This is a genomic window from Streptomyces sp. YIM 130001 (assembly GCF_003574445.1).
Lineage (GTDB): Bacteria > Actinomycetota > Actinomycetes > Streptomycetales > Streptomycetaceae > Streptomyces.
The window spans coordinates 75,140-98,959 of the sequence record NZ_KZ984570.1; the positions used below are offsets into that span (position 1 = coordinate 75,140).

Annotated in this window: 20 protein-coding genes; 9 read left to right on the plus strand and 11 right to left on the minus strand. The window is 71.1% G+C overall.

The features are described from left to right. Window positions 1-7: 7 nt before the first annotated feature. From DSC45_RS31500 to DSC45_RS31520, 6 genes are all read right to left on the minus strand, one after another. Entirely contained in the window at window positions 8-1,267 is a 1,260-nt protein-coding gene (locus tag DSC45_RS31500; RefSeq protein WP_119295418.1) for an SLC13 family permease, read from the minus strand. A 43-nt stretch (window positions 1,268-1,310) separates the two neighbouring features. Next, window positions 1,311-2,684, minus strand: a complete 1,374-nt coding sequence (locus DSC45_RS31505) for an NtaA/DmoA family FMN-dependent monooxygenase (RefSeq protein ID WP_119295419.1) — start codon at window positions 2,682-2,684, stop codon at window positions 1,311-1,313. A gap of 20 nt (window positions 2,685-2,704) precedes the next feature. Beyond that, window positions 2,705-3,970, minus strand: a complete 1,266-nt coding sequence (locus DSC45_RS31510; protein WP_119295420.1) for an LLM class flavin-dependent oxidoreductase — start codon at window positions 3,968-3,970, stop codon at window positions 2,705-2,707. A 74-nt stretch (window positions 3,971-4,044) separates the two neighbouring features. Beyond that, window positions 4,045-4,158, minus strand: a complete 114-nt coding sequence (locus DSC45_RS36985) for a putative leader peptide (RefSeq protein WP_346426689.1) — start codon at window positions 4,156-4,158, stop codon at window positions 4,045-4,047. Window positions 4,159-4,282: 124 nt separating this feature from the next. Then, on the minus strand, window positions 4,283-5,536 hold the full coding sequence (locus DSC45_RS31515; RefSeq protein ID WP_119295421.1) for a CynX/NimT family MFS transporter: 1,254 nt from the start codon (window positions 5,534-5,536) through the stop codon (window positions 4,283-4,285). A gap of 70 nt (window positions 5,537-5,606) precedes the next feature. Next, complete coding sequence (locus tag DSC45_RS31520) at window positions 5,607-6,845, minus strand: MFS transporter (protein ID WP_119295422.1); 1,239 nt, start codon at window positions 6,843-6,845, stop codon at window positions 5,607-5,609. Between the two features lie 81 nt (window positions 6,846-6,926). On the opposite strand from DSC45_RS31520, the gene DSC45_RS31525 reads away from it, so the two are divergent. Then, window positions 6,927-7,814 carry a LysR family transcriptional regulator gene (locus tag DSC45_RS31525; RefSeq protein WP_119295423.1) on the plus strand — a complete coding sequence of 296 codons (888 nt, stop codon included), beginning with the start codon at window positions 6,927-6,929 and terminating at the stop codon, window positions 7,812-7,814. A 65-nt stretch (window positions 7,815-7,879) separates the two neighbouring features. On the opposite strand, the gene DSC45_RS31530 is transcribed toward DSC45_RS31525, so the two are convergent. Next, window positions 7,880-8,362 (minus strand): DedA family protein, encoded by a 483-nt coding sequence (locus tag DSC45_RS31530; protein ID WP_119295424.1) that lies wholly within the window; start codon window positions 8,360-8,362, stop codon window positions 7,880-7,882. A gap of 229 nt (window positions 8,363-8,591) precedes the next feature. Next, window positions 8,592-9,014 carry a YjbQ family protein gene (locus DSC45_RS31535; RefSeq protein WP_119295460.1) on the minus strand — a complete coding sequence of 141 codons (423 nt, stop codon included), beginning with the start codon at window positions 9,012-9,014 and terminating at the stop codon, window positions 8,592-8,594. A 435-nt stretch (window positions 9,015-9,449) separates the two neighbouring features. On the opposite strand from DSC45_RS31535, the gene DSC45_RS31540 reads away from it, so the two are divergent. The 5 genes from DSC45_RS31540 (at window position 9,450) to DSC45_RS31560 (ending at window position 14,752) form a co-directional block, all read left to right on the plus strand. Continuing rightward, the gene (locus DSC45_RS31540; protein WP_119295425.1) at window positions 9,450-10,445 is read left to right on the plus strand and encodes an ABC transporter permease; all 996 of its coding nucleotides are present in this window, start codon (window positions 9,450-9,452) and stop codon (window positions 10,443-10,445) included. After that, window positions 10,418-11,206, plus strand: a complete 789-nt coding sequence (locus DSC45_RS31545) for an ABC transporter ATP-binding protein (protein ID WP_119295426.1) — start codon at window positions 10,418-10,420, stop codon at window positions 11,204-11,206. Before DSC45_RS31540 ends, DSC45_RS31545 begins: the two co-directional genes overlap by 28 nt. 76 nt (window positions 11,207-11,282) lie before the next feature. Next, a complete protein-coding gene (locus tag DSC45_RS31550) occupies window positions 11,283-12,326 on the plus strand; it encodes an ABC transporter substrate-binding protein (protein ID WP_119295461.1) in 1,044 nt (347 codons plus the stop codon). A 2-nt stretch (window positions 12,327-12,328) separates the two neighbouring features. Next, window positions 12,329-13,537, plus strand: a complete 1,209-nt coding sequence (locus DSC45_RS31555) for an LLM class flavin-dependent oxidoreductase (RefSeq protein ID WP_119295427.1) — start codon at window positions 12,329-12,331, stop codon at window positions 13,535-13,537. 99 nt (window positions 13,538-13,636) lie between these two features. Continuing rightward, entirely contained in the window at window positions 13,637-14,752 is a 1,116-nt protein-coding gene (locus DSC45_RS31560; RefSeq protein WP_240434957.1) for an NAD(P)-binding domain-containing protein, read from the plus strand. A gap of 18 nt (window positions 14,753-14,770) precedes the next feature. Here DSC45_RS31560 and mltG read toward each other — a convergent pair whose 3' ends face one another. Together mltG and DSC45_RS31570 are read right to left on the minus strand one after the other, a co-directional pair. Continuing rightward, complete coding sequence (mltG, locus tag DSC45_RS31565) at window positions 14,771-15,613, minus strand: endolytic transglycosylase MltG (RefSeq protein WP_119295428.1); 843 nt, start codon at window positions 15,611-15,613, stop codon at window positions 14,771-14,773. Window positions 15,614-15,763: 150 nt separating this feature from the next. Next, window positions 15,764-17,566, minus strand: a complete 1,803-nt coding sequence (locus tag DSC45_RS31570; protein WP_119295429.1) for an ABC transporter ATP-binding protein — start codon at window positions 17,564-17,566, stop codon at window positions 15,764-15,766. Between the two features lie 153 nt (window positions 17,567-17,719). Between DSC45_RS31570 and DSC45_RS31575 the strand changes: the two genes are divergently transcribed. The 3 genes from DSC45_RS31575 (at window position 17,720) to DSC45_RS31585 (ending at window position 22,868) form a co-directional block, all read left to right on the plus strand. After that, entirely contained in the window at window positions 17,720-18,160 is a 441-nt protein-coding gene (locus tag DSC45_RS31575) for a MarR family winged helix-turn-helix transcriptional regulator (protein ID WP_119295430.1), read from the plus strand. 92 nt (window positions 18,161-18,252) lie between these two features. Next, window positions 18,253-21,201: an FAD-binding and (Fe-S)-binding domain-containing protein gene (locus DSC45_RS31580; RefSeq protein WP_119295431.1), complete on the plus strand. Its 2,949-nt coding sequence runs from the start codon at window positions 18,253-18,255 to the stop codon at window positions 21,199-21,201. Window positions 21,202-21,422: 221 nt separating this feature from the next. After that, entirely contained in the window at window positions 21,423-22,868 is a 1,446-nt protein-coding gene (locus DSC45_RS31585) for a Gfo/Idh/MocA family protein (RefSeq protein ID WP_119295432.1), read from the plus strand. Window positions 22,869-22,962: 94 nt separating this feature from the next. Here the strand turns inward: DSC45_RS31585 and DSC45_RS31590 are convergent, their stop codons facing one another. Next, on the minus strand, window positions 22,963-23,727 hold the full coding sequence (locus DSC45_RS31590) for a L,D-transpeptidase family protein (protein ID WP_119295463.1): 765 nt from the start codon (window positions 23,725-23,727) through the stop codon (window positions 22,963-22,965). Between the last annotated feature and the right edge of the window lie 93 nt (window positions 23,728-23,820).

A 23,820-nucleotide genomic window follows, 5' to 3' on the forward strand; every position in this document is an offset into this window, starting at 1 on the left:
CCGCCGTTCAGGTACCGAGCGTGCGCAGCGCCACCCACAGCGCGGCGGTCGAGGCGAGGAGCGCGGCCGGGACGGTGAGCAGCCCGAGCCGGGTGAACTCGCCGAGCCGCACCTCGTAGCCGTGCCGGTGGGCGATGCGTCTCCACAGGAGCGTGGCGAGCGAGCCGGCGTAGGTCAGGTTCGGGCCGATGTTCACGCCGAGCAGCACCGCGAGGACGACGCCGGGACCGGCGGGAGCGGCCAGCGGCAGCAGCGCGAGGACGGCCGGCAGGTTGTTGATCAGGTTCGCGAGCAGGGCGGCGAGTGCCGCGGTGGCGAGCAGCGCCGGCAGCGTATCGCCGTTGGGCAGCAGGGCACCGATGACGTCACCGAGACCGTGGTCGAGGACCGCGCGCACCACTATGCCGAGCGCGAGGACGAAGGCCAGGAACGGCAGGTCGGCGGCGCGCAGCAGCACTCTCGGCGTGGTCTCCCGACGTGCCAGGGCGCGTACGCCGAGCACGGCGGCGCCGGCCGCCGCTGCCCAGGCCGGGTCGAGACCGAGCGCGGAGGCGACGGCGAAACCGACGAGGGTGGCGGCGACGGTGACCAGCGCGAAGATCGGCACATCGATCGGGGCCGGCGGTTCCGTGCCGGTCGCGGGCACCTTCAGGTCCCTGGCGAAGAAGCGGCGCAGTACGGCGTACTCGACCGCGACCGCCGCCAGCCACGGCAGCGTCATGAGCAGCGCGAAGCGCGTGAAGCTCAGGCCCGCGGCGCTGTAGGCGAGCAGGTTGGTCAGATTGGAGACCGGGAGCAGCAGGGACGCCGAGTTCGAGAGGTGCCCGGTCGCGTAGATGTGCGGGCCCGGTCCGGCGCCCATACGACGGGCGGTGGCGAACACCACCGGTGTGAGCAGGACGACGGTGGCGTCCAGGCTGAGTGCAGCGGTGATCAGCGAGGCGAGCGCGAAGACCGCGCCGAGGAGCCGGCCGGGCCGCTGACGGGCGCGGCGGGCCATCCACGCTCCGCAGGCGCGGAAGAGGCCCTCGTCGTCGCAGAGTCGGGCGAGTACCAGGACCGCGGCGAGGAAGCCGACCACCGGCCCGAGCCGGGCGGCCTCCTCGCGTACGTCGTCCAGCGGGATCGCACCGGTGGCGACCACCAGACCCGCCGCGGGTACCGCGAACACCGCCTCCGGCTTGCCGAAGGGCCGGAGGACGGCGCCCACGAGCACCACGGCGAGCGCGGCGACGGACAGACTTGCGAGGAACACATCCCCGATCATCCATGCGGTCCGGCCGTCGCCCGAAATCGCCCCCTGCGGGACCTCAGGACGCCCGGCGTGCTCCGGCGCGGTCGTCGGGGTGCGCGAGGCCGAGGTGGTCGCGCAGGGTGGTGCCCTCGTACTCGGTGCGGAAGACGCCGCGCTCCTGGAGCAGCGGCACCACGGTGTCGGCGAAGACGTCGAGGCCGCCGGGGGTGATGTGCGGGACGAGGATGAAGCCGTCGCTCGCATCGGCCTGGACGAACTCGTCGATGGTCCGCGCGACGGTCTCGGCGGAGCCCACGAAGTTCTGCCGGTTGCCTGTCTCGATGACCAGGTCGCGGATGGACCAGTTGTTGGCCTCGGCACGCTCGCGCCACTCGCGGGCGGTGGCCAGCGGGTCGCGGTACATCCGGACCTGGGCGCGGCCGCGGGCGATGTGGTGCTCGCCGACGTCGGGGTCGATGTCGGGCAGCGGGCCTTCCGGGTCGTAGCCGGACAGGTCACGGTTCCAGACGAACTCGAGGTGCTTGAGGGCGGTGGCTCCGCTGACCTGTTGGCGGCGGATCTCCTTGGCGAGGTCGCGGGCCTCGGCGTCGGTGTCGCCGAGTACGAAGGTCGCGGACGGCAGGATGAGGAGTTCCTCGGGCGCTCGGCCGTACTTGGCGAGCCTGCTCTTGACGTCGGTGTAGAAGGTGCGGCCCGCGTCCAGGGTGGCGTGCCGGCTGAAGATGGCGTCCGCCTCCGCGGCGGCGAACTCGCGGCCCTCCTCGGAGTCGCCGGCCTGGAAGATCACGGGCCGGCCCTGCGGGGAGCGCGGGACGTTGAACTGCCCGTGGATGTCGAAGTGTTGGCCGGTGTGCGCGAACGCTCCGGCCTTCGCGTCACGCAGGAAGGCGCCGACGGCCGGGTCGGCGACGATCTCGTCACCGTGCCAGGAGTCGAACAGTTCGTGGGCGGTGGCCAGGAACTCCTGCGCCCGTGAGTAGCGCTCCTCCTGCGGCAGGAAGCCGCCGCGGCGGAAGTTCTCGCCGGTGAAGGCGTCCCAGGAGGTCACCACGTTCCAGGCGGAGCGCCCACCGGAGAGGTGGTCGAGGCTGGCGAACTGGCGGGCCACCTCGTAGGGCTCGTTGAAGGTGGAGTTGATGGTGCCGGTGAGGCCGAGGTGCTCCGTGACGGCGGCTAGCGCGCTCAGCACGGTGAAGGTGTCGGGGCGGCCGACGACGTCCAAGTCGTATATCTGGCCGCCCTGTTCACGCAGGCGGAGCCCTTCGGCGAGGAACAGGAAGTCGAACTTGGCGCGTTCGGCCGTGCGCGCGAAGTGGGCGAAGGAGCTGAACTCGATGTGGCTGCCGGCCGCCGGATCGCTCCACACGGTGGTGTTGTTGACGCCGGGGAAGTGGGCGGCCAGATGGATCTGCTTCTTGGGCTTGCTCATGGTGGTGACGTCCCTCCGGCTCAGGCGGTGGCGGTACGTGATGCTTCCCGGGCGGCGGGCGCCGGCGGCGGCCCGTCCCCGTGCGGCCGGGTGGCGTAGCGGTTGGCGGGGCGGGGCAGGCCGAGGAGTCCGCGCAGGGTGCCGGCCTCGTAGGTGTGCCGGAACAGGCCGCGGCGCTGGAGCTCGGGAACCAGTCCGCGCGTGATCGCGGGCAGATCGTGCCCGAGTACGGCGGGGCGCAGCCGGAAGCCGGTGAGTCCGGCGGCCTGGAACTCCTCGAGCAGATCGGCCAGTTGGGCGGGCGTACCGGCGAATATGCGGGCGTCGCTGGTGTACGGCTCACCGGCGGCGGTGTCCAGGCGGTCGCGGCGGGCCTCGGCTGCCGTCTGGTCCTCGTCGAGGAGGACCACGAGGTCGGCGAAGACGTGCACGGGCTCGTCGGAGCGGCCTGCCGCCTGCTGTTCGGCGCGGATCTCGGCCAGGACGGCCCGGGCCTGGTCGGGGTCGTGCGGGGTGACGTAGCCGATGTCCGCCTGGCGGGCCACCAGTTGATACGGAACCGTCTGGTGCGCGAGGGCGGTGATCACGGGCTGGCCCTGCGGGGGCCGCGGGGTGATCGAAGGTCCCCTGACATGGAAGTGCCGGCTCTCGAAGTCGATGTAGTGCAGCTTGTCCCGGTCGATGAACCGGCCGGTGGCGGCGTCCCTGATCTCCGCGCCGTCCTCCCAGCTGTCCCAGAGCCGGCGCACCACCTCCACGTAGTCGGCCGCCTCGTCGAAGAGGTCGCCCACCAACTCCCGTGCGGCCGGGCCCTCGTAGTCGTCGACGCGCGGGACGGTGCGGCGTCCGAAGTGGGCGGCGTCGGCCGGGCGGGCACTGACCTGGACCCGCACTCCGGCTCGTCCACCGCTGACGTAGTCGAGGGTGGCGACGGCCTTGGAGAGGTGGAACGGCTCGGTGTGGGTGACGACGGCGGTCGGCACGAGTCCGATGTGCCGGGTGAGCGGGGCGATACGGGCTGCCACCAGAACGGCATCGAGTCGGCCGCGTACCTGGTCGGTACGGTCGTCCGGCTCGAGGAAGTGCGAGGACTGCGGTCCGAGGCCGTCCTCGATGGTCACGAAGTCGAGCAGTCCGTGCTCGGCCTCGGCCACCAGGTCGGCCCAGTAGCCGGCGGTGAACAGGTCCCGTGGCCTGGCGACCTCCTCGCGCCAGGACGCGGGGTGCCAGCCGGTGCCGTCCAGGGCGACGGCAAGGTGCAGGGGTGCAGAGGGAGTTGAGGACACGAGAGTGCCTTCCTGATGGTCCTGACGAAGGGGGGCCGACGGCGCGCGGGTGACTGTCGGTCACCTCGGCTGGGTCAGGATCGACAGAGCGCGCCGGCGATGCGCTGCAGGTCGATGTGCGGCCTGCCGTGCAGACGGATGCGGCGGCGCGGATTCACTGCGCACAGCCGACGCGTCGCATGGACCACGGAGGCGTATCCCTTCAGGCTGGAGCGACACCGGAGTGCTCCCCCACCATGTCTAGCAGCAACGGGGCGGCGGCTCGTTGCGGCAGCATGAAATCTCGGCCGCCACCTGGTTCGAGCCGCGCGGTCAGTCGATGCGGCGGTCGCGTCCGGCGAAGTGGCCCGCCACCAACTGCGGCACCATCAGCACCGCCAGGAACACCAGCGGCCACCGCCACCCGCCGCTGTGGTCGTACAGCACGCCGACGAGTACGGGACCGGGCACGGAGAGCAGGTATCCGGTGCTCTGCGCGAACCCGGAGAGCCGGGCCACGGCCGCGCTGTCGCGTCCGCGCAGGCCGATCATGGTGAGCGCCAGCGGGAAGGAACAGTTGCCGACGCCGAGGAGGCAGGCCCAGACCCAGGGCGCGGCGTCGGGCGCGGCCCAGAGTCCGGCGTAGCCGGCCAGGCCGAACAGGCCGATGGTGACGGCGATCCCGCTCTGGTGGCGCAGCCGCCCGGCGAGCGCGGTCAGGGCGAAGGACAGCGGGATGCCGAGCACCGAGGTGACGGCGAACAGCAGGCCCGCGGTGTCGGCGGACAGGCCGGCGTCCCGGAAGATCTGCGGCAGCCAGCCGATGACCACATAGGCGGCGGTGGCCTGCAGTCCGAAGTAGACCGCGAGGGCCCAGGCGGTGGGGCTGCGGACGGGACGGATCCGGGCAGGCGCCTCGGCGTCCGGCTTCGGGTCCGCCTCACTGTCCCGCTTCGCGTTCGCTGAAGCGGACTTGTGCGCGAGGAGCAGCCACGGTGGCACGGCCGACGCCGCGAGCAGCGCCCACGCACCGAGACCGACCCTCCAGTCGGCGCCGAACTCCCGGGCGAGCGGCACGGTGACGGCGGCGGCGGTGGAGGCGCCGGCGTTGAGGACCATGGAGTACAGGCCGGTCATCGTGCCGACCCGGTCCGGGAACCGCTGTTTGACGACGACCGGGAGCAGTACGTTCACCACGGCGATCCCGGCGAGGGCCAGGGCGCTCAGGGCGACGAACTGCGCGCTGTCCGCGGCGAGCGGCCGTACCGCAAGACCCGCGGCGATCGCCAGCGCGCCGCAGGCCACCACGGCTTCGTGCCCGAAGCGGCGGGCGAGCCGGGGGGCGGCGAAGCCGACGAGGGCGAAGCACACGGCGGGCATCGAGGTGAGGAGCCCCGCGACCGTGGCGCTCATCCCGAGACCGTCGCGGATCTCCTCGAGGACCGGCCCGATGCTGGTCACCGCGGGCCGCAGGTTCAGCGCGGCGAGGATCAGTGCGACCAGGGCCGTACGACGCGTCCAGACCGCGGTCCGTGACGCGTCGGCGCTCGCGGAGGGCGTCCCTGTCACGTCGTATCTCTCGGGCACCCGGGCATCGTAGGTTCACCGGCCGCGCCCGCCGTCGGCCATCCGGTGATCTTCATACGGTTTTGACACATCAGGCGTGGGCCCCCCGACCGCGCAGCAGTTCCCGCCCCCACGCGGCGAAGGCACCGGTGGCGAGCAGGGCACCCAGGGCGCAGATGCCGGACCAGCCGGAGCTCGCCCACACGATCGAGGCCGCGGCGGAGCCGAGGGCGCCACCGAGGAAGGTGGCGGTCATGAAGGCGGAGTTGATGCGGCTGCGGGCCTCGGGCCGCAGGGCGTAGACGACGGTCTGGCTGCTGTTGAGGACGGCCTGCTGGCCGATGTTCAGCGCGACGATGCCGAGGGCGAGCCAGAGCAGGGAACGCTCCGCGGCGAGCAGGACCAGCCAGCCGGCGAGCAGCAGCGCGGTCGCGCCGCCGGTGACCTTCCGTACGTGTCCTCGGTCGCTGAGCCGCGCCGCGACGGTCATGGCCGCCACACCCACCGCGCCGACCAGGCCGAACAGTCCGATGGCCGGCGCCGGCCAATGGAAGGGCGCACCCGCGAGCAGGAAGGTGAGCGCGGTGAGCTGGACGCTGTACGAGCCGAGGGAGAGCGCACCGAGCAGGGCGCGGCCGCGCAGCAGGGGCTCGGTGCGCAACAGGGCGAAGGTGGACCGCAGCAGGGCGGGGTACCGGAGGTCGGCGGTGACCGGGAGCCGGGGCAGGTGCCGGTGCAGGGTGGCGGCGGCTGCGGCCATGAGCGCCGCGAGCACCCAGTACACGGTGCGCCAGCCGCCCAGTTCGGACAGCCCGCCGGCGGCGGTGCGGGCGAGCAGTCCGCCAAGCAGCACCCCCGCCATCACGGTGGCGACCGCCCGGCCCCGGGTCTCGTCGGTGGCGAGCGCGGCGGCGTGGGCGACCACGACCTGGGCGCCGACCGAGGCGAGGGCGGCGAGAACGGTGCCGGCGAGCAGTACCGGACCGCTCGGGGCCAGTGCCGAGACGGTGAGGAAGAGCGATGTGGCGGCGAAGAGCGCGACCGTGAGGCGACGCCGGTCGACGACGTCGCCGAGCGGCACGAGGAGGATCAGGCCGAGTGCGTATCCCGTCTGCGAGGCGGTGACGACGAGGCCGGCCAGCAGGCTGCCGAGGCCGAGATCGCGGGATATGAGGTCGAGCAGCGGCTGCGCGACGTAGTTGCCGGCGCAGGACAGTCCCGTGGCGACGGCCAGCAGGGGCAGCAGGCCGCGCCGCGGGCCGGTCCGTGCCTGTCCATGAGGCGTCTCGTGGGGCGCGGCGTTGTGGGGGTCGAGTCCCGTCTGTGTCATGGCACACAGCCTGCGACCGGACAGATCAATGAGTCCAACACATCATTGTCATCCGAGCGATCGTGAAACACGATGGATCGCATGGAACTCCAGCAGATGCGGTACGTCGTCGCCGTCGCCGAGACGGGCGGGTTCACCCGGGCCGCCGAGCGGTGCCTGGTCGTGCAGTCCGCGCTCAGCCACCAGATCGGCAAGCTGGAACGGGAGTTGGGTGCGCGGCTCTTCGACCGCACGAGCCGTCGGGTGGCGCTCACAGCGGCGGGTGAGGCGTTCCTGCCGGCCGCCCGGCAGGCGCTGGAGGCGGCCGACCGGGCCAGGGCCGAGGTCGCGGCGGCGACCGGTGAGATCCGTGGACGCCTGGCCATCGGCGCCATCGCCACGGTGACCGCGGTCGATGTGCCGGGCCTGATGCGCGCGTACCACCTCACGTATCCGCAGGTCACGATGCGTCTCGTCGACGGCATGAGCGAGACCCTGGTGCGCTCGGTACGCGACGGCGACCTCGACCTCGCTTTCCTCGGAGTGCCGCCCTCGTTCGACACCAGCCCGCTGGGACTGCGGAGCAGGACGCTGACGACCGACCGGCATGTGACGGTCGTGGCGCCCGGTCATCCGCTGGCGCACGAGGCGGCGAAGGGTCCGGTACCGCTGGAGCGCCTGGTGGAGGAGTCGTTCGTGGACTTCCCTGCCGGGGCGGCCGCACGCGCGCAGACGGACGAGGCGTTCCAGGCTGCCCGGCTGCACCGCGAGGTGGCGTTCGAGGCCAAGGGCCTGGAGTTCCTGGCCGATCTGGTGCGGGGCGGGCTCGGGATCGCTCTGCTGCCGTCCCGTCTCGTACCCCGCCTGCCTGGCCTCACCGTGGTGCCCCTGCACAACGGCCCGACCCGGGAGGAGCGCCTGGTCTGGAACGACTCCCGCCGCTCACCGGCGGCGGCCGCGTTCCTCGATTCGGTGGACGACTCGGACTGACCACAGGGGCCGGATCCCGCCCGGCGCGGGCTGCACGACCTACGCCGTCGACGCGGCCCGCACGGTCAGGATTCCTCGTCCGCGGTCTCCGGCACGATCCGCGCCGCACGCCGTCGCCGGTAGAGCACCACACCGCACACCACGACGACGAGAGCGACGACACCGCCCACTCCGAGCGCGGTCTGCTCGGCGAAGAGCCTGCCGAGGCCTTCCAGGATTCCGATCCCGGCCGTGGCGTACACCAGCGCCCAGGCCGCTCCCCCGACGAACAGCGCGGGAAGGTAGCGCCGGACGGGCATCCGCATGCTTCCGGCCAGGAAATTCGCTGCCGTCTGGAACCCGACGGTCAGGAAGGACAGCGCCACCACCGGCGCACCCCACCGCTGGATGGCGTTCTCCACGCGCTGGAACCTGGCCGCGGAGAACTTCTCCGCGAACCTGCTGCGCCGGGCACCGGCTCCGGTCAGCCAACCGACGGCGAACGTCCCGCCGGCGCGCAGCAGGACGATGACGTAGAGGCCCGCGGCCGTGAGCCAGACCTTATCCACGGCGTCCCGCTCTCAGCGCAGGCAGGCGGCCATGGTCCGTTCCCGGCATCACGGTGCCCGCCGGAGCGAACCCGCATCGGGCACGTACCTGGTCTGCATACCTCACCTGCATCCGTCTGAGCCGGTCCCGCGCCTGCTGCCCGCGGCGACGGCGCCGGGTCCCCCGGCGCAAGCAGATTACCGCCGCGTCCGGCACCGCCCGGAACGGGCCCTGCACCAGCCGACCGGATCAGCCGAGGAAACTGAGCCGGACCTGGCGGCGCGGGTTGTCACGGTTGGTGTCGACAAGGCAGACCGACTGCCAAGTACCCAGCTCCAAGGCTCCGTTGAGCACAGGCAAGGTGGCGTGCGGTGGCACGAGGGCGGGCAGGACGTGGTCGCGGCCGTGGCCCGGGGAGCCGTGGCGGTGCTGCCAGCGGTCGCCCGCCGGCAGCAGGGTGCCCAGGGCGTCGAGCAGGTCGTCGTCGCTGCCTGCGCCGGTCTCGAGTACGGCGATGCCGGCGGTGGCGTGGGGAACGAAGACATTGAGCAGCCCGTCACGGCCGTGTGCCACGTCCGCGAGGAACGACGCACAGTCGTGGGTGAGGTCGGCGACGGTCTCGTGGGACCCGGTCGTCACGGACAGGACGCGGCTGGTGAAGGCATCGGACATGAGGACCATGGTGGTGCATCGCGCCCACGACGGCCCGGTCAGCGGCGTCCGCGTGGCGAGACACCGTTGACCGTGGACGTACGACCTCGCTACGTTCAGCGGCATGTTGCGTTCAGCCATGCTCACCACGCGCGGTCACATCGACCTGCTGCGGGTGGCCTCCGCCGCCTGTCGTCGCGGCTGCTGACCTTCCCTCCCGCGCCCTCGCGCATCCCGCACCACCGCTCGTCCCCGCCCGTCCCGGCGGCACGTCCGGCATGACCGTGTCCCCGGTCCGGCCGGGCACTTCCGCCTGACCGCGCTCGGCCGCCGGGTCCCGTCGTACCCCGCCATGACGTCGTACAGGTGTGTCTGCGCTCCCTCGATCATCCGCCCCTGAGTGGGGCGGCACCGCGTTGCACCCCGCGCCCTCAACTCCCCCTCCCTGGAGCCGCCATGAGCATCAGTCATGCTCCCCCGGACAAACCGGAGACCCCCGAACCGGAGACCCCCGCACCGGAATCGCCCGAACCGGACACCCCGAAGTCGGACACCTCGCATCCCGGCGTCTCCAAGTCCGTCCCGTCGAAGGCGAGTTCCGGCGCCGACGCCGGGGACGACGCCCCGGCGACCGGCAGCGCAACCGCACCCGAGCTCGAACGCCTTACCTCGACGAAGGTCCGACGCACCCGGGTACCGCGCTGGGTGCGACGCACCTCGGGCCCTCTGGTCCTGCTCGCGCTGTGGCAAGTCCTCACCGCCACAGGCGCGTTGAGCGCCGACGTGCTCGCCTCACCGGGCACCATCGCCCGCGTGGCCGGAGATCTCGTCTCGGACGGCTCGCTCACCTCTGCCATGGGTGTGTCACTGCAACGCGTGGCGCTCGGCCTGCTGTTCGGCGTGGTCGTCGGCACTTCGCTGGCGCTCGTCTCCGGCCTGTTCCGTATCGGTGAGGACCTCGTCGACGCGAGCGTGCAGATGCTGCGGACGGTGCCGTTCGTGGGTCTGATCCCGCTGTTCATCATCTGGTTCGGCATCGGCGAGGCCCCGAAGATCGCCATCATCACGCTCGGCGTCTCCTTCCCGCTCTACCTGAACGTCTATGCCGGAATCCGCAACGTCGACGCCCAACTCATCGAAGCCGGGCAGTCACTCGGGCTGTCCCGCTGGGGACTCGTGCGGCATGTCGTGCTTCCCGGCGCGCTTCCGGGTGCGATGACGGGCCTCAGGTACTCGCTCGGCATCGCCTGGCTCGCCCTGGTCTTCGCCGAGCAGGTGAACGCCGACTCAGGACTCGGCTTTTTGATGGTGCAGGCCCGCGACTTCCTGCGGACGGACGTGATCGTGGTGTGCCTGATCGTCTACGCCTTCCTCGGCCTGGCCGCCGACTTCGTAGTCCGTACTCTCGAGAGGGTGTTGCTCCGATGGCGACCGACGTTCACCGGACAGTGACCGACCACGACGTGACCGACCACGACCTGTCCGGCGCCGGCGCCGGCGAGGAGGCGGCTGCCGTACGTGTGCAGGGGCTGACGCGTTCCTTCGACGGCCGCAGGGTCATCGACGATCTCGACCTCACTGTGCGGCCAGGCGAGTTCGTCGCCCTGCTCGGTCGCAGCGGCTGCGGGAAGTCCACCCTCCTGAAGATCCTGGCGGGCCTCGACCGCGAGGTCGACGGTTCGGTGCTCGTGCCGCGCAGGCGGGCCACCGCGTTCCAGGCGCCGCGTCTGATGCCCTGGAAGAAGGTCTGGCGCAATGTGCTGCTCGGCCTGCCGGGGCAGCCTCCGCGTTCCCGCGCCGAGGCGGCGCTCGAGGAGGTGGGTCTGGCCCACCGGTCGGAGGCCTGGCCGAAGACGCTCTCCGGCGGCGAGGCGCAACGTGCCTCGCTCGCGCGTGCCCTGGTGCGCGAGCCCGATCTGCTGTTGCTCGACGAGCCGTTCGGCGCGCTCGACGCGTTGACCCGCATCAAGGCCCAGCGCCTGGTCGCCGAGTTGTGGCAGCGACGCGGCTGCGCGGTTCTCCTGGTCACGCACGACGTCGAGGAGGCGATCCTGCTCGCCGACCGCGTCCTGGTGATGGACGACGGCGTGATCGCCCACGAGGCGCACGTCCCCCTCGACCGCCCGTGGGACATCACCGACTCCCGCTTCGGCGCACTGCGCGCCGAGCTCCTCGACCGCCTCGGCGTGGAGGCACCGGCCCGGGCAGCCTGACCTCCCTCACCGGGCCGCGGCCCGGAGCCACCCCCGCCACCCACACCCCCACGCTCATCCGATGAACGGACCCTCGATGCGACCACGCCGCGCACTTCCCGCCTTGCTCCTCCCGCTGTCCCTGCTCGTCGCCGCCTGCGGTGGTGCGTCGTCCGCGAACTCCGACGGCGCAGGCCTGGGCGGCGGCGGAACCGACGGCAAAGGTTCGGTGACCATCAACGTCGGTGACCAGAAGGGCGGTTCGGAAGCCGTCCTGCGCGCCGCAGGTGAGCTGGACGATCTGGACTACAAGATCAAGTGGTCCACGTTCAGCTCCGGCCCGCCGCTCCTCGAGGCCGTGAACGCGAAGGCCGTCGACGTCGGCGCGGTCGGCAACACTCCCCCGGTGTTCGCGGCCGGCGCGGGATCCAAGATCACTGTGGTGAGCGCGACACACGGCGCAGCGGCCGGCGACGCCATCCTGGTGCCCACCGACTCCTCGCTGAAGAAGGTGAGCCAGCTCAAGGGCAAGTCCGTCGCGGTGGCCCAAGGCAGCTCCGCGCATTACCAGTTGGTCGCGCAACTGCGTAAGTACAAGCTGTCTCTCGACGACATCGAGGTGAAGTACCTGCAGCCGGCCGACGGCCTTGCCGCCTTCACCGGCGGCAAGGTGGATGCCTGGGCCGTGTGGGACCCGTACACCTCGCAGGCCCTGCGCGCGAAGCAGGGGCGGGTACTGACGGACGGCGACGGTGTCGTCAACGGCCTGGCCTTCAACGTCGCCGCGCCCGGCGCGCTGGGCGACAAGAAGAAGTCCAAGGCCGTGGCCGACTATCTGGAACGGCTCCGGCGGGCTCAGGACTGGTCCTTCAAGCACCCGGAGGAATGGGCCAAGGTCTGGGCGAAGGACACCAAACTGCCCTACGAGGTGGCACTCGACGCGGTCAAGCGGACCACGGGCACCCGGGTCCCCGTCGCGGTCGATCAGGACGTGATCGATTCCGAGCAGGAGATCGTCGACGTGTTCGCGGAGCTGAAGCTCATCCCCCGGCGCATCGACTTCGGCGACTTCGTCGACACGCGTTTCAACGGCGACCTGCCGCCGTCCTCCACCGAGCCCCGCAGCTACAAGGAGTCCTGATCATGTCTGTTCACCTGCACTGGTTCCTGCCCACCGGCGGTGACGGCCGCACCCTCGTCGACCGGCACGCCTACACGGACGGCGGCATCAAGCGCTCGCGCGTCACACCGGTCAGCGGCGTACGGGCACCCGACATCGAGTACCTGGCCCAAATCGCCAAGGCTGCCGAGCAGTTGGGATTCGAGGCAGTACTCACCCCGACCGGCACCTGGTGCGAGGACGCCTGGCTGACCACGGTGGCGCTCGCCCAGCACACCGAGCGCCTGAAGTTCCTGGTCGCCTTCCGGCCCGGAGTCATCTCTCCGGTCCTCGCGGCGCAGATGGCGTCGACGTATCAGCGCATCACCCGCGGGCGGCTGCTCCTGAACGTCGTCACGGGCGGGGACTCCACCGAGCAGCGCCGCTTCGGCGACCATCTGGACCATGACCGCCGGTACGCGCGGACCGACGAGTTCCTATCGGTGGTCCGTGGCGTGTGGGAGGGCAAGCCCTATGACTTCGACGGCGAGCACTACCAGGTGGAGGGCGGCCTGACCGCGCTGCCGCCCGAGCCGCGACCGGAGATCTTCTTCGGCGGTTCGTCGGCGGCTGCGGGGCCGGTGGCCGCACGGCACTCGGACGTGTACCTGACCTGGGGCGAGCCGCCGGAGCAGGTGAAGCAGAAGATCGACTGGATCCGGGGGCTCGCGGAGGCCGAGGGCCGCACCGTCCGTTTCGGTATCCGCCTGCACACCATCTCGCGGGACTCGTCGGCCGAGGCCTGGGCGACGGCGAACCGGTTGCTCGACGACCTGGACCCGGACACCGTGGCCGCCGCCCAACAGGCGCTGCGCCGCAGCGAGTCGGTCGGCCAGCAGCGCATGCTGGCCCTGCACGGAGGATCCCGGGACGACCTCGAGATCTCGCCCAACCTCTGGGCGGGCGTCGGTCTGGTGCGCGGTGGGGCGGGCACGGCCCTGGTCGGCAGTCACGCCGAGGTCGCGGACCGGATCGAGGAGTACCACGCGCTCGGTGTGGACCACTTCGTGTTCTCCGGATACCCGCACCTGGAGGAGGCGTACTGGTTCGGCGAGGGTGTGATCCCGGATCTGGGAGCGCGCGGCCTGCTGCCCCGCCTGCCCGCTTCAGCGTTGACCGGGGTGCCGGCGTCCAACGGCCGTCCGGCCTCCGCTCCGGGCGGCGCGCCGCTCCTGGTGGCCGGCGGGCGGTAGCACCCTGCCCGGCCCGGGTGTCCGCCGCTCGGGCCGGGGCCTTCGCCGGCGGGGACGCCCGCCGGGAAGAACACCCACCCCGCCCTGGTTAGTAGAAGCGTGAACTACACCGGGGCACCAGACGCAAGCCCGCTCTCCGGCGGCCCGCAGCTGACCGACGTGGTCGTGATCGGCGCGGGCCAGGCCGGACTCTCGGCGGCCTATCACCTGCGCCGGTCGGGCTTCGAGCCCGGCCGGGACTTCGTGGTGCTCGACCACGCTCCCGCGCCGGGCGGCGCCTGGCAGTTCCGTTGGCCCACGCTGACGTACGCGAAGGTCCACGGGATGCATGCGCTTCCGGGCATGGAGCTGACCGGCGCGGACCCGGACCGCCCGTCGTCCGCGGTGATCGGCGAGTACTTCTCCCGGTACGAGGACGCCTTCGACCTGCGGGTACGCCGTCCCGTGGACGTGCGTGCGGTGCGTGAGGGCGTGGATGGGCGATTGATCGTCGAGACCTCGGGGGGCGACTGGTCGGCGCGGGCCGTGATCAGTGCCACCGGCACCTGGGACCGTCCGTTCTGGCCGCGCCACCCGGGCCAGGAGACCTTCCGCGGACGGCAGCTGCACACGGCCCAGTACCCGGGACCCGAGGAGTTCGCCGGGCAGCGGGTCGTCGTCGTGGGCGGGGGCACCTCCGGGGTGCAGCATCTGCTCGAGATCGCGCCGTTCGCCGCGGCGACGACCTGGGTGACCCGGCGCGAACCGGCCTTCCACGAGGGGCCGTTCGACGAGGACCAGGGCCGGGCCGCGGTGGCGATGGTGGACGAGCGGGTGCGCCGGGGGCTCCCGCCGCAGAGCGTGGTGTCGGTGACGGGACTACCGGTCACCGAGGCGGTGCGACGCGGGCGCGAAGAGGGCGTACTGCACCGGCTGCCGATGTTCGACCGGATCACCCCGGACGGTGTGGCCTGGGACGACGGACGCCGTATCGATGCGGACGTGATCCTGTGGGCGACCGGTTTCCGGGCCTCGGTGGGGCACCTCGCACCGCTGCGTCTGCGCGAGCCGGGCGGCGGCATCCGCGTCGAGAACACCCGAGCCGTACGCGACCCCCGGGTGCACCTGGTGGGGTACGGGCCGTCGGCCAGCACCATCGGCGCGAATCGGGCGGGCCGCGCGGCGGTCCGCGAGATCCGACGGCTGCTCGCCGGCCGGCCCGCCCTGGTGGGCTGACCGGCCGGGTGGCGTCCGTCAGGACGAGGCGCTCTTGCCCTGCTGCTTCTGGAGGCGGTTGAACTCGTCGACGTTGCGCTGGTGTTCCTCGAAGTCAGCGGTGAAGCGGGTGTCACCCTTCTTCACCGTCACGAAGTACAGCCAGTCCCCCGCCGGCGGGCTGGTCGCGGCGCGCATCGCCTCGTCGCCCGGGTTGGCGATGGGGGTGGGCGGCAGCCCCATGCGCGCATAGGTGTTGTACGGGCTCTCGACCTTGGTGTCGGCGGTCTTGGTGTGCAGCGTCGAGCGGTTGAGCGCGTAATTGACGGTGGAATCCATCTGCAGCGGCATGCCCTGGGCGAGCCGGTTGAGGACGACCCGGGCGACCTTGCCCATGTCCTGCTTCGACTCCGCCTCGGCCTGCGCGATGCTCGCGATGGTGACGGTCTGGTACACGGACACCGCGTTGTTCTCGGCGCCGGCACTGATGGGTGCGGTCCCGAACTTCTTGCCGGCCGTGGCGACCATGTAGGAGAGCACGGACTCGGGCGTGGACTTCTCGGCGATGGGATACGTGGCCGGGAAGAGGTAGCCCTCCGGATTGCCGTTGGCCTCGTGCGGAAGCTTCAGCTTGGCCTTGGCGGCGGCCTTCTTGCTGGAGCCGTCGGGCACTCCGAGGGCCTTGTCGACGGCCTTGTACACCTGGGACGTACGCCAGCCCTCAGGGATGACCACTGCTTCGGGCCGTTCGGACGAGTCGTTGAGCAGCAGGAGCGGAACGGCGACGGCCGCACCCGCGACGAGAGCACCGGTCACCAGGAGTGCCCCGCGGCCTCGGCGGGTCAGTCGGATCTTGCCCCGGCCGGGACTGTCGTTCAGCACATTTCACCTCGCGATGTCGTGCGCCCGACCCGGGCGGCCGGAGCTCGGCCTGGGGTCCGGGGTGTGATCCCGGGAGGGCGCGGCAGCATGCGGGCACGCTAACCCGACGTAGGGGCTATATCCGGCACATCTGGACTATCAGGCATATTTTCATCCAGCGGGCTCCAGCTGGGCGTCCCGGTGGACCAGCGCCGCGTACCGGCCGTCAGCCGCCATCAGCGATGCGTGCGTGCCGCGCTCGACGATGCGACCCGCGTCCAGGACGACGATCTCGTCGGCCGAGCGGATCGTGGAGAGGCGGTGCGCGATGGTGATGGTGGTGCGGTCGGCCGACAGGGAGTCGAGCGCCTGCTGCACGGCCTGCTCGGTACGGGTGTCGAGCGCGCTGGTCGCCTCGTCCAGGACGAGCACGGCGGGGTCGCGCAGGACGGTGCGGGCGATCGCCAGCCGCTGCTTCTCACCTCCGGAGAAGCGGTGCCCGCGCTCCCCCACCACGGTGTCGTACGCCTCGGGCAGTGCGGCGATGTGGTCGTGGATCTGCGCGGCGCGGGCGGCCGCGTACAGCTCCTCGTCGGTGGCGTCGGGCTTCGCGAAGCGGAGGTTCTCGGCGACGGAGGCGTGGAACAGGTACGTCTCCTGGGAGACGACGCCGATCGCACGGGCCAGCGAGTCGAAGTCGAGTTCGCGCACGTCCACGCCGTCCAGCGTCACGCGGCCGCCCGTGACGTCGTAGAGCCTGGGGACGAGGTGGCTGAGGGTCGACTTGCCGGAGCCGGTGGCGCCGACGACCGCGAGGCTGCCGCCGGCGGGGACCGCGAGGTCGATGCCCTCGAGGACCTGGGCGCCGGCCTCGTCGTAGCGGAACTCGACGTCCTCGAAGCGGATCTCGCCGCGCGGCGCGGTCAGGCGGCGGGCGTGGACCGGCTCGGTGATGTCGACGGTCAGGTCGAGGTACTCGAAGATGCGCTGGAAGAGGGCGAGCGATGTCTGGATCTGCACGCCCGTGGACAGCAGGCTGACCGTGGGCCGGAACAGACCCTGCTGCAGCGAGACGAACGCGACCAGGGTGCCGAGCGAGATCTCCGGACCGCCGAGGTGCAGGGCGACACCGGCCGCCCAGTAGATGACCGCGGGCATGGCGGCCATCACGATGCCGATGACGGACATGCGCCAACGGCCCGCCATGTTCGACCGGACCTCGAGGTCGATCAGTCGCTCGGACTCGTCGGCGAAGGAGCGGGTCAGGGAGTCCGACCTGCCCATGGTCCGGCCGAGCAGGATGCCGCTCACGGAGAGCGATTCGGTGACCGTGGCGGCCATCGACGCCATCTGCTTCTGACGCTGGGTGGCGATCCGGCGGCGCTCGCGCCCGACCCGGCGGCTGATCCAGACGAAGAGGGGGAGCAGCAGGAGGGAGACGACGGTCAGCCGCCAGTCGAGGGCGAGCATGGCGATCACGGTCGCAACGACGCTGGTCAGGTTCGACACCAGCGAGGTGGCGGTGGTGGTGACCGTCGCCTGCATACCGCCGATGTCGTTGGCGATACGGGACTGCACCTCGCCCGTCCTGGTGCGGGTGAAGAAGGCGAGCGACATGGATTGCAGCCGCGCGTAGACCGCGGTGCGCAGATCGTGCATGACTCGCTGGCCGACCGTGGTGGAGATCAGGGTCTGCAGCACGCCGAAGACACTGCTGAGCACTGCTCCGGCGATCATGCCGAGGGCCAGCAGGCCGAGCAGCCCGGTACGGCCCTGCGGGATCGCGGTGTCGAGGATCTCCTTGAGGAGGAACGGCGTGGCGACGGAGACCAGTGAGGCGGCGGCGACGAGCAGCCCGACGAGGGCCAGGCGGCCGCGATAGGGGCGGAAGAGCCGGACGATGCGCCGCAGTTGGCGGGGCTGTTCCGGATCAGGGGGCGGGGGTTTCCACTCGGTGGATTCTGGGCGTGGCATGGGCTCCTACGGCGGTTGGGGCGACGGGAACGACGACAACGACAGGAACGACAGGATTTCGAAGGTCGAGCGGGCCCGCTGAACGGGCCTTTGAGAGAATAGCTCATTGTTACCTATGTGCACAATGAGCGTGGTCCTGATAGGCTCCGCGGCATGACGATCCCCGACGGCGACGGACTCCTCGCCGAGCAACTGCTCCGCCTCACCCGTCGGCTGCACCGCATCCAGAAGCACCACCTGGAGCCGGTGGGTATCACTCCCGCGCAGGCCCGGCTCCTGCGCACGCTTTCGCACTTCGACGCACCACCGCGGATGGCCGACATCGCCCAGCGCCTCGAGGTGGTCCCGCGGGCGGTCACGACACTCGTCGACGGCCTGGAGGCGGCGGGCGCGGTCCGCCGCGTACCGGATCCGGACAACCGTCGGGTCATCCGCATCGAGCTCACCGATGCGGGCCGCGACGTGCTGCGCGCTCTGCGCAACGCGCGCCGTGCGGCCGCAGAGGACATCCTGGCTCCGTTGACCGCCGATCAGCGCACCGAACTCGGCGGCCTGCTGTCCGCCCTGGTCGACAGGGGCGGCCGGCCCGGCTGACCTGCGAGGCCGCGCCCGCCACCCCGCCCGACGCCCGCCGCGCCGGATCGGACATCATCGCCGGAGCAACGCCGACGACCCGAGGAGTGTCCATGCCTCTGCTGGAGCCCGACCCGGACGCCCTGCGCCCCGCAGCACGCGAGGCGGGTCCCTCACCCGACCGGGTGCCCGACCGGCAGGCCCAGGGCACACCCGAGCCGCTGCGCAGCGACCTGGTGGCCCTGCTCGGTGCGGACAAGGTCCTCTCCAAGGTCTCCGACCTGGTGAAGTACGCCTCGGACGCCAGCCCCTACCGTTTCCTTCCGCAGGTCGTCGTGGTCGCCGAGGACATCGACGACGTCTCCGCCGTCCTGTCGTACGCCCACGGCAAGGGCCGCGAAGTCGTCTTCCGGGCGGCCGGCACCTCGCTCAACGGGCAGGCGCAGGGCGAGGACATTCTGGTCGACGTACGCAAGCACTGGGCGGGCGTCGAAGTGCTCGGGGACGGCGGGCAGGCCCGCATCGGCCCCGGCACCACCGTCGTACGGGCGAACACCACGCTGGCGCGGCACGGCCGGGTACTGGGTCCCGACCCGGCCAGCGCGATCGCCTGCACGCTGGGCGGCGTGGTGGCGAACAACGCCTCGGGCATGACGGCGGGCACCACTCGCAACTCGTACCGCACCCTGTCCTCGCTGACCTTCGTACTGCCGTCCGGCACGGTCGTCGACACCGCGGAGCCGGACGCCGACGAGCGGCTCGCCCTCGCGGAGCCGGAGCTCTGCGAGCAACTGCTCGCCGTCAAGCGGGAGATCGAGGCGGATACGGATCTGGTGGCGCGGATCCGGGCCAAGTACGAGATCAAGAACACGAACGGCTATCGGCTCGACGCCTTCCTCGACGGCGCCACGCCGGTGGAGATCCTGCGCGGCCTCATGGTGGGCTCGGAGGGGACGTTCGGCTTCATCGCCGAGGTCGTCTTCGACACGCTGCCGCTCGACCGCAAGCTGACCACGGCGCTGCTGTTCTTCCCCTCCCTCACCGCCGCCGCGGCCGCGGTGCCGAAGTTCAACGAAGCGGGCGCGCTGGCCGTCGAGCTGATGGACGGCAACACGCTGCGCGCCTCGGTGAGCGTGCAGGGCGTACCGGCCGACTGGGCCGAGCTGCCGAGGACCACCACAGCGCTCCTGGTGGAGTTCCGGGCGCCGGACGACGAGACTCGGGCGGCCGACGAGGAGGCGGCGGCGCGGGTCCTGGAGGGACTCGATCTGGTGGCGCCGGTACCGTCGGTGACCAATGAGTTCACCCGGGACGCGGGAACCATCTCCGGCTACTGGAAGGCGCGCAAGGCCTTCGTGACCGCCGTCGGCGGCTCACGTCCCTCGGGGACGACTCTGATCACGGAGGACTTCGCGGTGCCGCCGTCCAAGCTCGCCGACGCCTGCGCCTCGCTGCTCGAACTGCAGCAGAAGCACGGTTTCGACGCGGCCGTCGCCGGCCACGCGGCTCACGGGAATCTGCACTTCCTGCTGGCCTTCGACGCGGGCAAGCCGTCCGACGTCGACCGCTACGCCGCCTTCATGGACGACTTCTGCGCACTGACCGTCGAGCGCTTCGACGGGTCGCTGAAAGCCGAGCACGCGACAGGCCGGAACATCGCGCCGTTCCTGGAGCTCGAATGGGGCCCGCGCGCCACGGAGTTGATGTGGCGCATCAAGCAGATCATCGACCCCGACGGCGTACTCGCACCGCGCATCGTCCTGGACCGCGACCCGCGCGCCCATCTGCGCGGCCTGAAGACGATCCCGAAGGTCGAGGCGATCGCCGACCCGTGCATCGAGTGCGGCTTCTGCGAACCAACCTGCCCCAGCCATGACTTGACCACCTCGCCCCGCCAACGAATCGTGCTGCGCCGGGAGATGATGCGCCAGCCGAACAGCTCACCCGTCGAGGGCGAGCTGCTCGAGTCGTACGGATACGACGCGGTCGACACCTGCGCGGGCGACTCCACGTGCAAGCTGGCCTGTCCCGTGGGCATCGACACCGGCGCGATGATGAAGGACTTCCGGCACGAGCGGCATTCCTCACGCGAGGAGCGGATCGCCGCTCTGACCGCGAAGAACTTCCGCGTGGTCGAGGCGTCCGCGCGCCTCGCCGTGGCCGCCGCGGACCGGATCAGTGACCGGCTGCTCACCTCGGTGACGCGGGCCGCCCGCAAGGCGGTCCGTCCCGACCTGATGCCGGAGTGGCTGCCCGAGATCCCGGGCGCCGCTCCCCGCCGGATGCCCAGCACGTCACGGGTCGGCGCGAAGGCGGTGTACTACCCCGCGTGCGTGAACCGGATCTTCGGCAAGTCCGAGGGCAAGCGCGGCCCTTCGCTGTCGCAGGCGATGGTCGCGGTGTCGGCCCGAGCCGGAAAGCCGGTCTGGATCCCGGGGGACGTGGCGGGCACCTGCTGCTCCACCATCTGGCACTCGAAGGGGTACGCCGAGGCAAACAAGGTGATGGCGAACCGGATCGTCGAGGCCGCCTGGGGCTGGACGGCCGGCGGTCGGCTGCCGCTCGTGGTGGACGCCTCGTCCTGCACGCTCGGCATCGCCCACGAGGTGGTGCCCTATCTCACCGACGAGAACCGGGAGTTGCACGCGGAACTCGAGATCGTCGACTCGCTCGTATGGGCCGCCGACGAGCTGCTGCCGCATCTCACGGTGCTGCGCAAGATCGGCTCCACGGTGGTGCACCCCACCTGCTCGATGCAACACCTGGGCGACGTGGGGCAGTTGGTCGCGGTGGCCGAGGCATGCGCCGACGAGGTCGTGGTGCCGGACGACGCGGAGTGCTGCGGGTTCGCCGGTGACCGCGGGCTCCTGCACAAGGAGCTCACCCGGTCGGCGACGGCGGCCGAGGCCGACGAGGTGAACTCCCGCCCGTACGACGCCTATGTCTCGGCCAATCGCATGTGCGAGATCGGCATGGACCATGCGACCGGACGCAGCTATCGCTCGGTCCTCTTCGAGCTGGAGCGCGCGACCCGGCCCGGGCGGCAGACCACGAGCCGCTGACCGACGGCTTCGCAGGGGCCCGGCGCGCGTTCGATGCCGCCGGGCCGCTTGCTGCATGTATCTGCGTAAAACCACGCTCGGTATGCTCGTTCACTGCTCGCCGAATGCGCACCTCTGCGAAAAACTCCAACTACCGGTCCCCTCGCGCCTCTTGCGCACCGTCCGTCGCGCGGCCAAGGTAGCCACCGCAGTGGCACCATCCCGCCAACGACGGAGGTCCGATGCACGACGGTCCAGAGCACCACGAGAGCGCTTCACCGCAGTCCGACGACTCCGACGGTTTCTCCCGCCGGTCCGTGCTGCGCACGGCCGGTATCGCCGGTGCGGGACTCGGCCTCGGTGCCTTCACCGGCGGTACGGCACAGGCCGCGCCCGGGGAGTCCGCCGCCGCGGCAGCTTCGGCAGCGGCGCCGAAGCGGCAGGGCGACACCATGATCGGCGTGCCCTTCGAGGGGCGCGGCACCGTCCGGGTCGGCATCATCGGTCTGGGCAACCGCGGCGGCAGCATGATCGATCTCTACCTCGCGATACCGGGCGTCCGCGTCGTCGCCCTGTGCGACCCGGTCAAGGACAAGACGGCCGCTGCCGCGAAGAAGGTCACCGACGCCGGCCAGCCCGCCCCCGCCACGTACACCAAGGGTGAGCACGACTACGAGAAGCTGCTGGAACGCCAGGACGTCGACTTCGTCTACGTCGCCACCCCCTGGGAACTCCACTTCCCGATGGCCAAGGCGGCGATGCTGAACGGCAAGCACGTGGGCGTGGAGTGTCCCATCGCGATGGAACTCCGCGAACTGTGGGAGCTGGTGGACCTCTCGGAGCGCACGCGCAGGCACTGCATGCAGTTGGAGAACTGCGCCTACGGCAAGAACGAGATGCGCGTCCTGCGGATGGCCCACGCCGGCCTGTTCGGTCAACTGCTGCACGGGGCGGGCGCGTACAACCACGATCTGCGCGGCATGATGTTCGACCCGGAGTACTACGAGGGTCCGTGGCGGCGGCTGTGGCACACCCGGCTGCGCGGCGACCTCTACCCCAACCACGGCTTCGGCCCCGTCGCGAACTACATGGACGTGAACCGCGGTGACCGCGTCACCCACATCTCCAGCTTCGGTACGCCCGCGCTCAGTCTGGCCGAGTACCGCGAGGCGAACATGCCGCCGGGCGACCCGAGTTGGAAGGAGACCTACATCGGCAGCGACCGGACGATCAGCCTCGTCCAGACCGCGAAGGGGCGCGTCATCCGCCTCGAGCACGATGTGTCGGCCCCGCATCCGTACAGCCGCATCAACAGTCTCGGCGGCACCAAGGGCGTCTTCGAGGACTATCCCGAGCGGATCTATCTCGAGCCGGAGCACACCGACTACGAGTGGAAGGACTTCGCCGAGTACGCCGAGTGGGACCACTGGCTGTGGAAGGAGCACTCCGACCCGCCGGGCGGCCACGGTGGCATGGACTACATCATGATCTTCCGTCTGATGCAGACCATGCAGCTCGGCCTGGTACCCGACTTCGACGTCTACGACGCGGCGACCTGGACCGCTCCGGTGCCGTTGAGCCACGCCTCGATCAAGGCCAAGGGCGCTCCGCAGGAGATTCCTGACTTCACCCGTGGACTGTGGGAGAAGGAGCGTCCGGGCGTGGACTCGGAGAAGCCGGAGGACTGACCGGTCCGGCCCCGTGGGTCCGGCCGCTGCCGTGCGGCCGGACCCGTGGTCATGGCCGTGCGGGGCCCGTGGTCGTGCGCGGCCCCACCGTCGTTCAGGCGCGGGAGAGTTGGGCCTTGTCGCCCATGACCACGACCGGCTTCTGACCGGGGTCGAGCGTGCGCAGCAGGTACTCCATGGCCGAGCGCGAGAGACTCACACAGCCCGACGTCCCGCTGCCGTGGTCCATGTGCAGCCAGATCGAGCCGCCCTTGGACTGCCCCTGCGGCCGGGTCGGGTCGTTGGGCGGGGTGCCCTTCACCCGGTTGTAGTCGATGGCGATGACGAGATCGAAGTCGTGCCAGTGCGACTTGGCCCAGTAGCGCGGGGCGGCGAACGACTCGGAGCGTGTGTAGGGAAGTCCGGAACCGGAGTCGGGGTCGGCGAGCACTCCCCCGGCGTCGGTGAGGGTGAAGACGCCGACAGGACTGCGGTTGTCGCCCTCGCGGTGGTTCGTGCTCCAGCCCTTCTTGCCGTTGTGGCCCTGCCAGGTGCGGTCGCGGTCCCAGGTCTTGCCGTGCTTGGTGTAGAGCACGACGGTGGACTTGGCCGAGTCCTCTCCCTTGCCGTACACGGCGACGACCTGGCGGGCCGATGCAGGGATCCGGTCGTGCAGACGGTCGCCGATGCCGGGGATGCTCCGGAGTTGCGTACTGGGACCGGGGCTCGGCGAGGCCGACTTCGCCGAGGCGCGCGAGGCACCGGAGTCCTTCGAGCCGCCATCCGCCGAGCCCCCGCAGGACGTCAGAGCCAGCAGGCAGGCGAGGCCGCCCGCGGTCGCTGTCCAGGTCCTTCGGGCGGTCGAGCCGGAAATGCGCATGCGTCCCATCGTCGCACCCGTTCCGCGGGAACTCCGCCTGCGGTCGACCGGACGACGGCGGAATGACCGGATCTTTGCCGCGGGACGAAAAAC

Coding starts and splice junctions, on each gene's coding strand:
- DSC45_RS31500 (WP_119295418.1), bottom strand. CDS start 1,267: ATGATCGGGGATGTGTTCCTCGCAAGTCTGTCCGTCGCCGCGCTCGCC.
- DSC45_RS31505 (WP_119295419.1), bottom strand. CDS start 2,684: ATGAGCAAGCCCAAGAAGCAGATCCATCTGGCCGCCCACTTCCCCGGC.
- DSC45_RS31520 (WP_119295422.1), bottom strand. CDS start 6,845: ATGACACAGACGGGACTCGACCCCCACAACGCCGCGCCCCACGAGACG.
- DSC45_RS31525 (WP_119295423.1), top strand. CDS start 6,927: ATGGAACTCCAGCAGATGCGGTACGTCGTCGCCGTCGCCGAGACGGGC.
- DSC45_RS31535 (WP_119295460.1), bottom strand. CDS start 9,014: ATGTCCGATGCCTTCACCAGCCGCGTCCTGTCCGTGACGACCGGGTCC.
- DSC45_RS31540 (WP_119295425.1), top strand. CDS start 9,450: ATGAGCATCAGTCATGCTCCCCCGGACAAACCGGAGACCCCCGAACCG.
- DSC45_RS31545 (WP_119295426.1), top strand. CDS start 10,418: ATGGCGACCGACGTTCACCGGACAGTGACCGACCACGACGTGACCGAC.
- DSC45_RS31550 (WP_119295461.1), top strand. CDS start 11,283: ATGCGACCACGCCGCGCACTTCCCGCCTTGCTCCTCCCGCTGTCCCTG.
- DSC45_RS31555 (WP_119295427.1), top strand. CDS start 12,329: ATGTCTGTTCACCTGCACTGGTTCCTGCCCACCGGCGGTGACGGCCGC.
- DSC45_RS31570 (WP_119295429.1), bottom strand. CDS start 17,566: ATGCCACGCCCAGAATCCACCGAGTGGAAACCCCCGCCCCCTGATCCG.
- DSC45_RS31575 (WP_119295430.1), top strand. CDS start 17,720: ATGACGATCCCCGACGGCGACGGACTCCTCGCCGAGCAACTGCTCCGC.
- DSC45_RS31580 (WP_119295431.1), top strand. CDS start 18,253: ATGCCTCTGCTGGAGCCCGACCCGGACGCCCTGCGCCCCGCAGCACGC.
- DSC45_RS31585 (WP_119295432.1), top strand. CDS start 21,423: ATGCACGACGGTCCAGAGCACCACGAGAGCGCTTCACCGCAGTCCGAC.
- DSC45_RS31590 (WP_119295463.1), bottom strand. CDS start 23,727: ATGCGCATTTCCGGCTCGACCGCCCGAAGGACCTGGACAGCGACCGCG.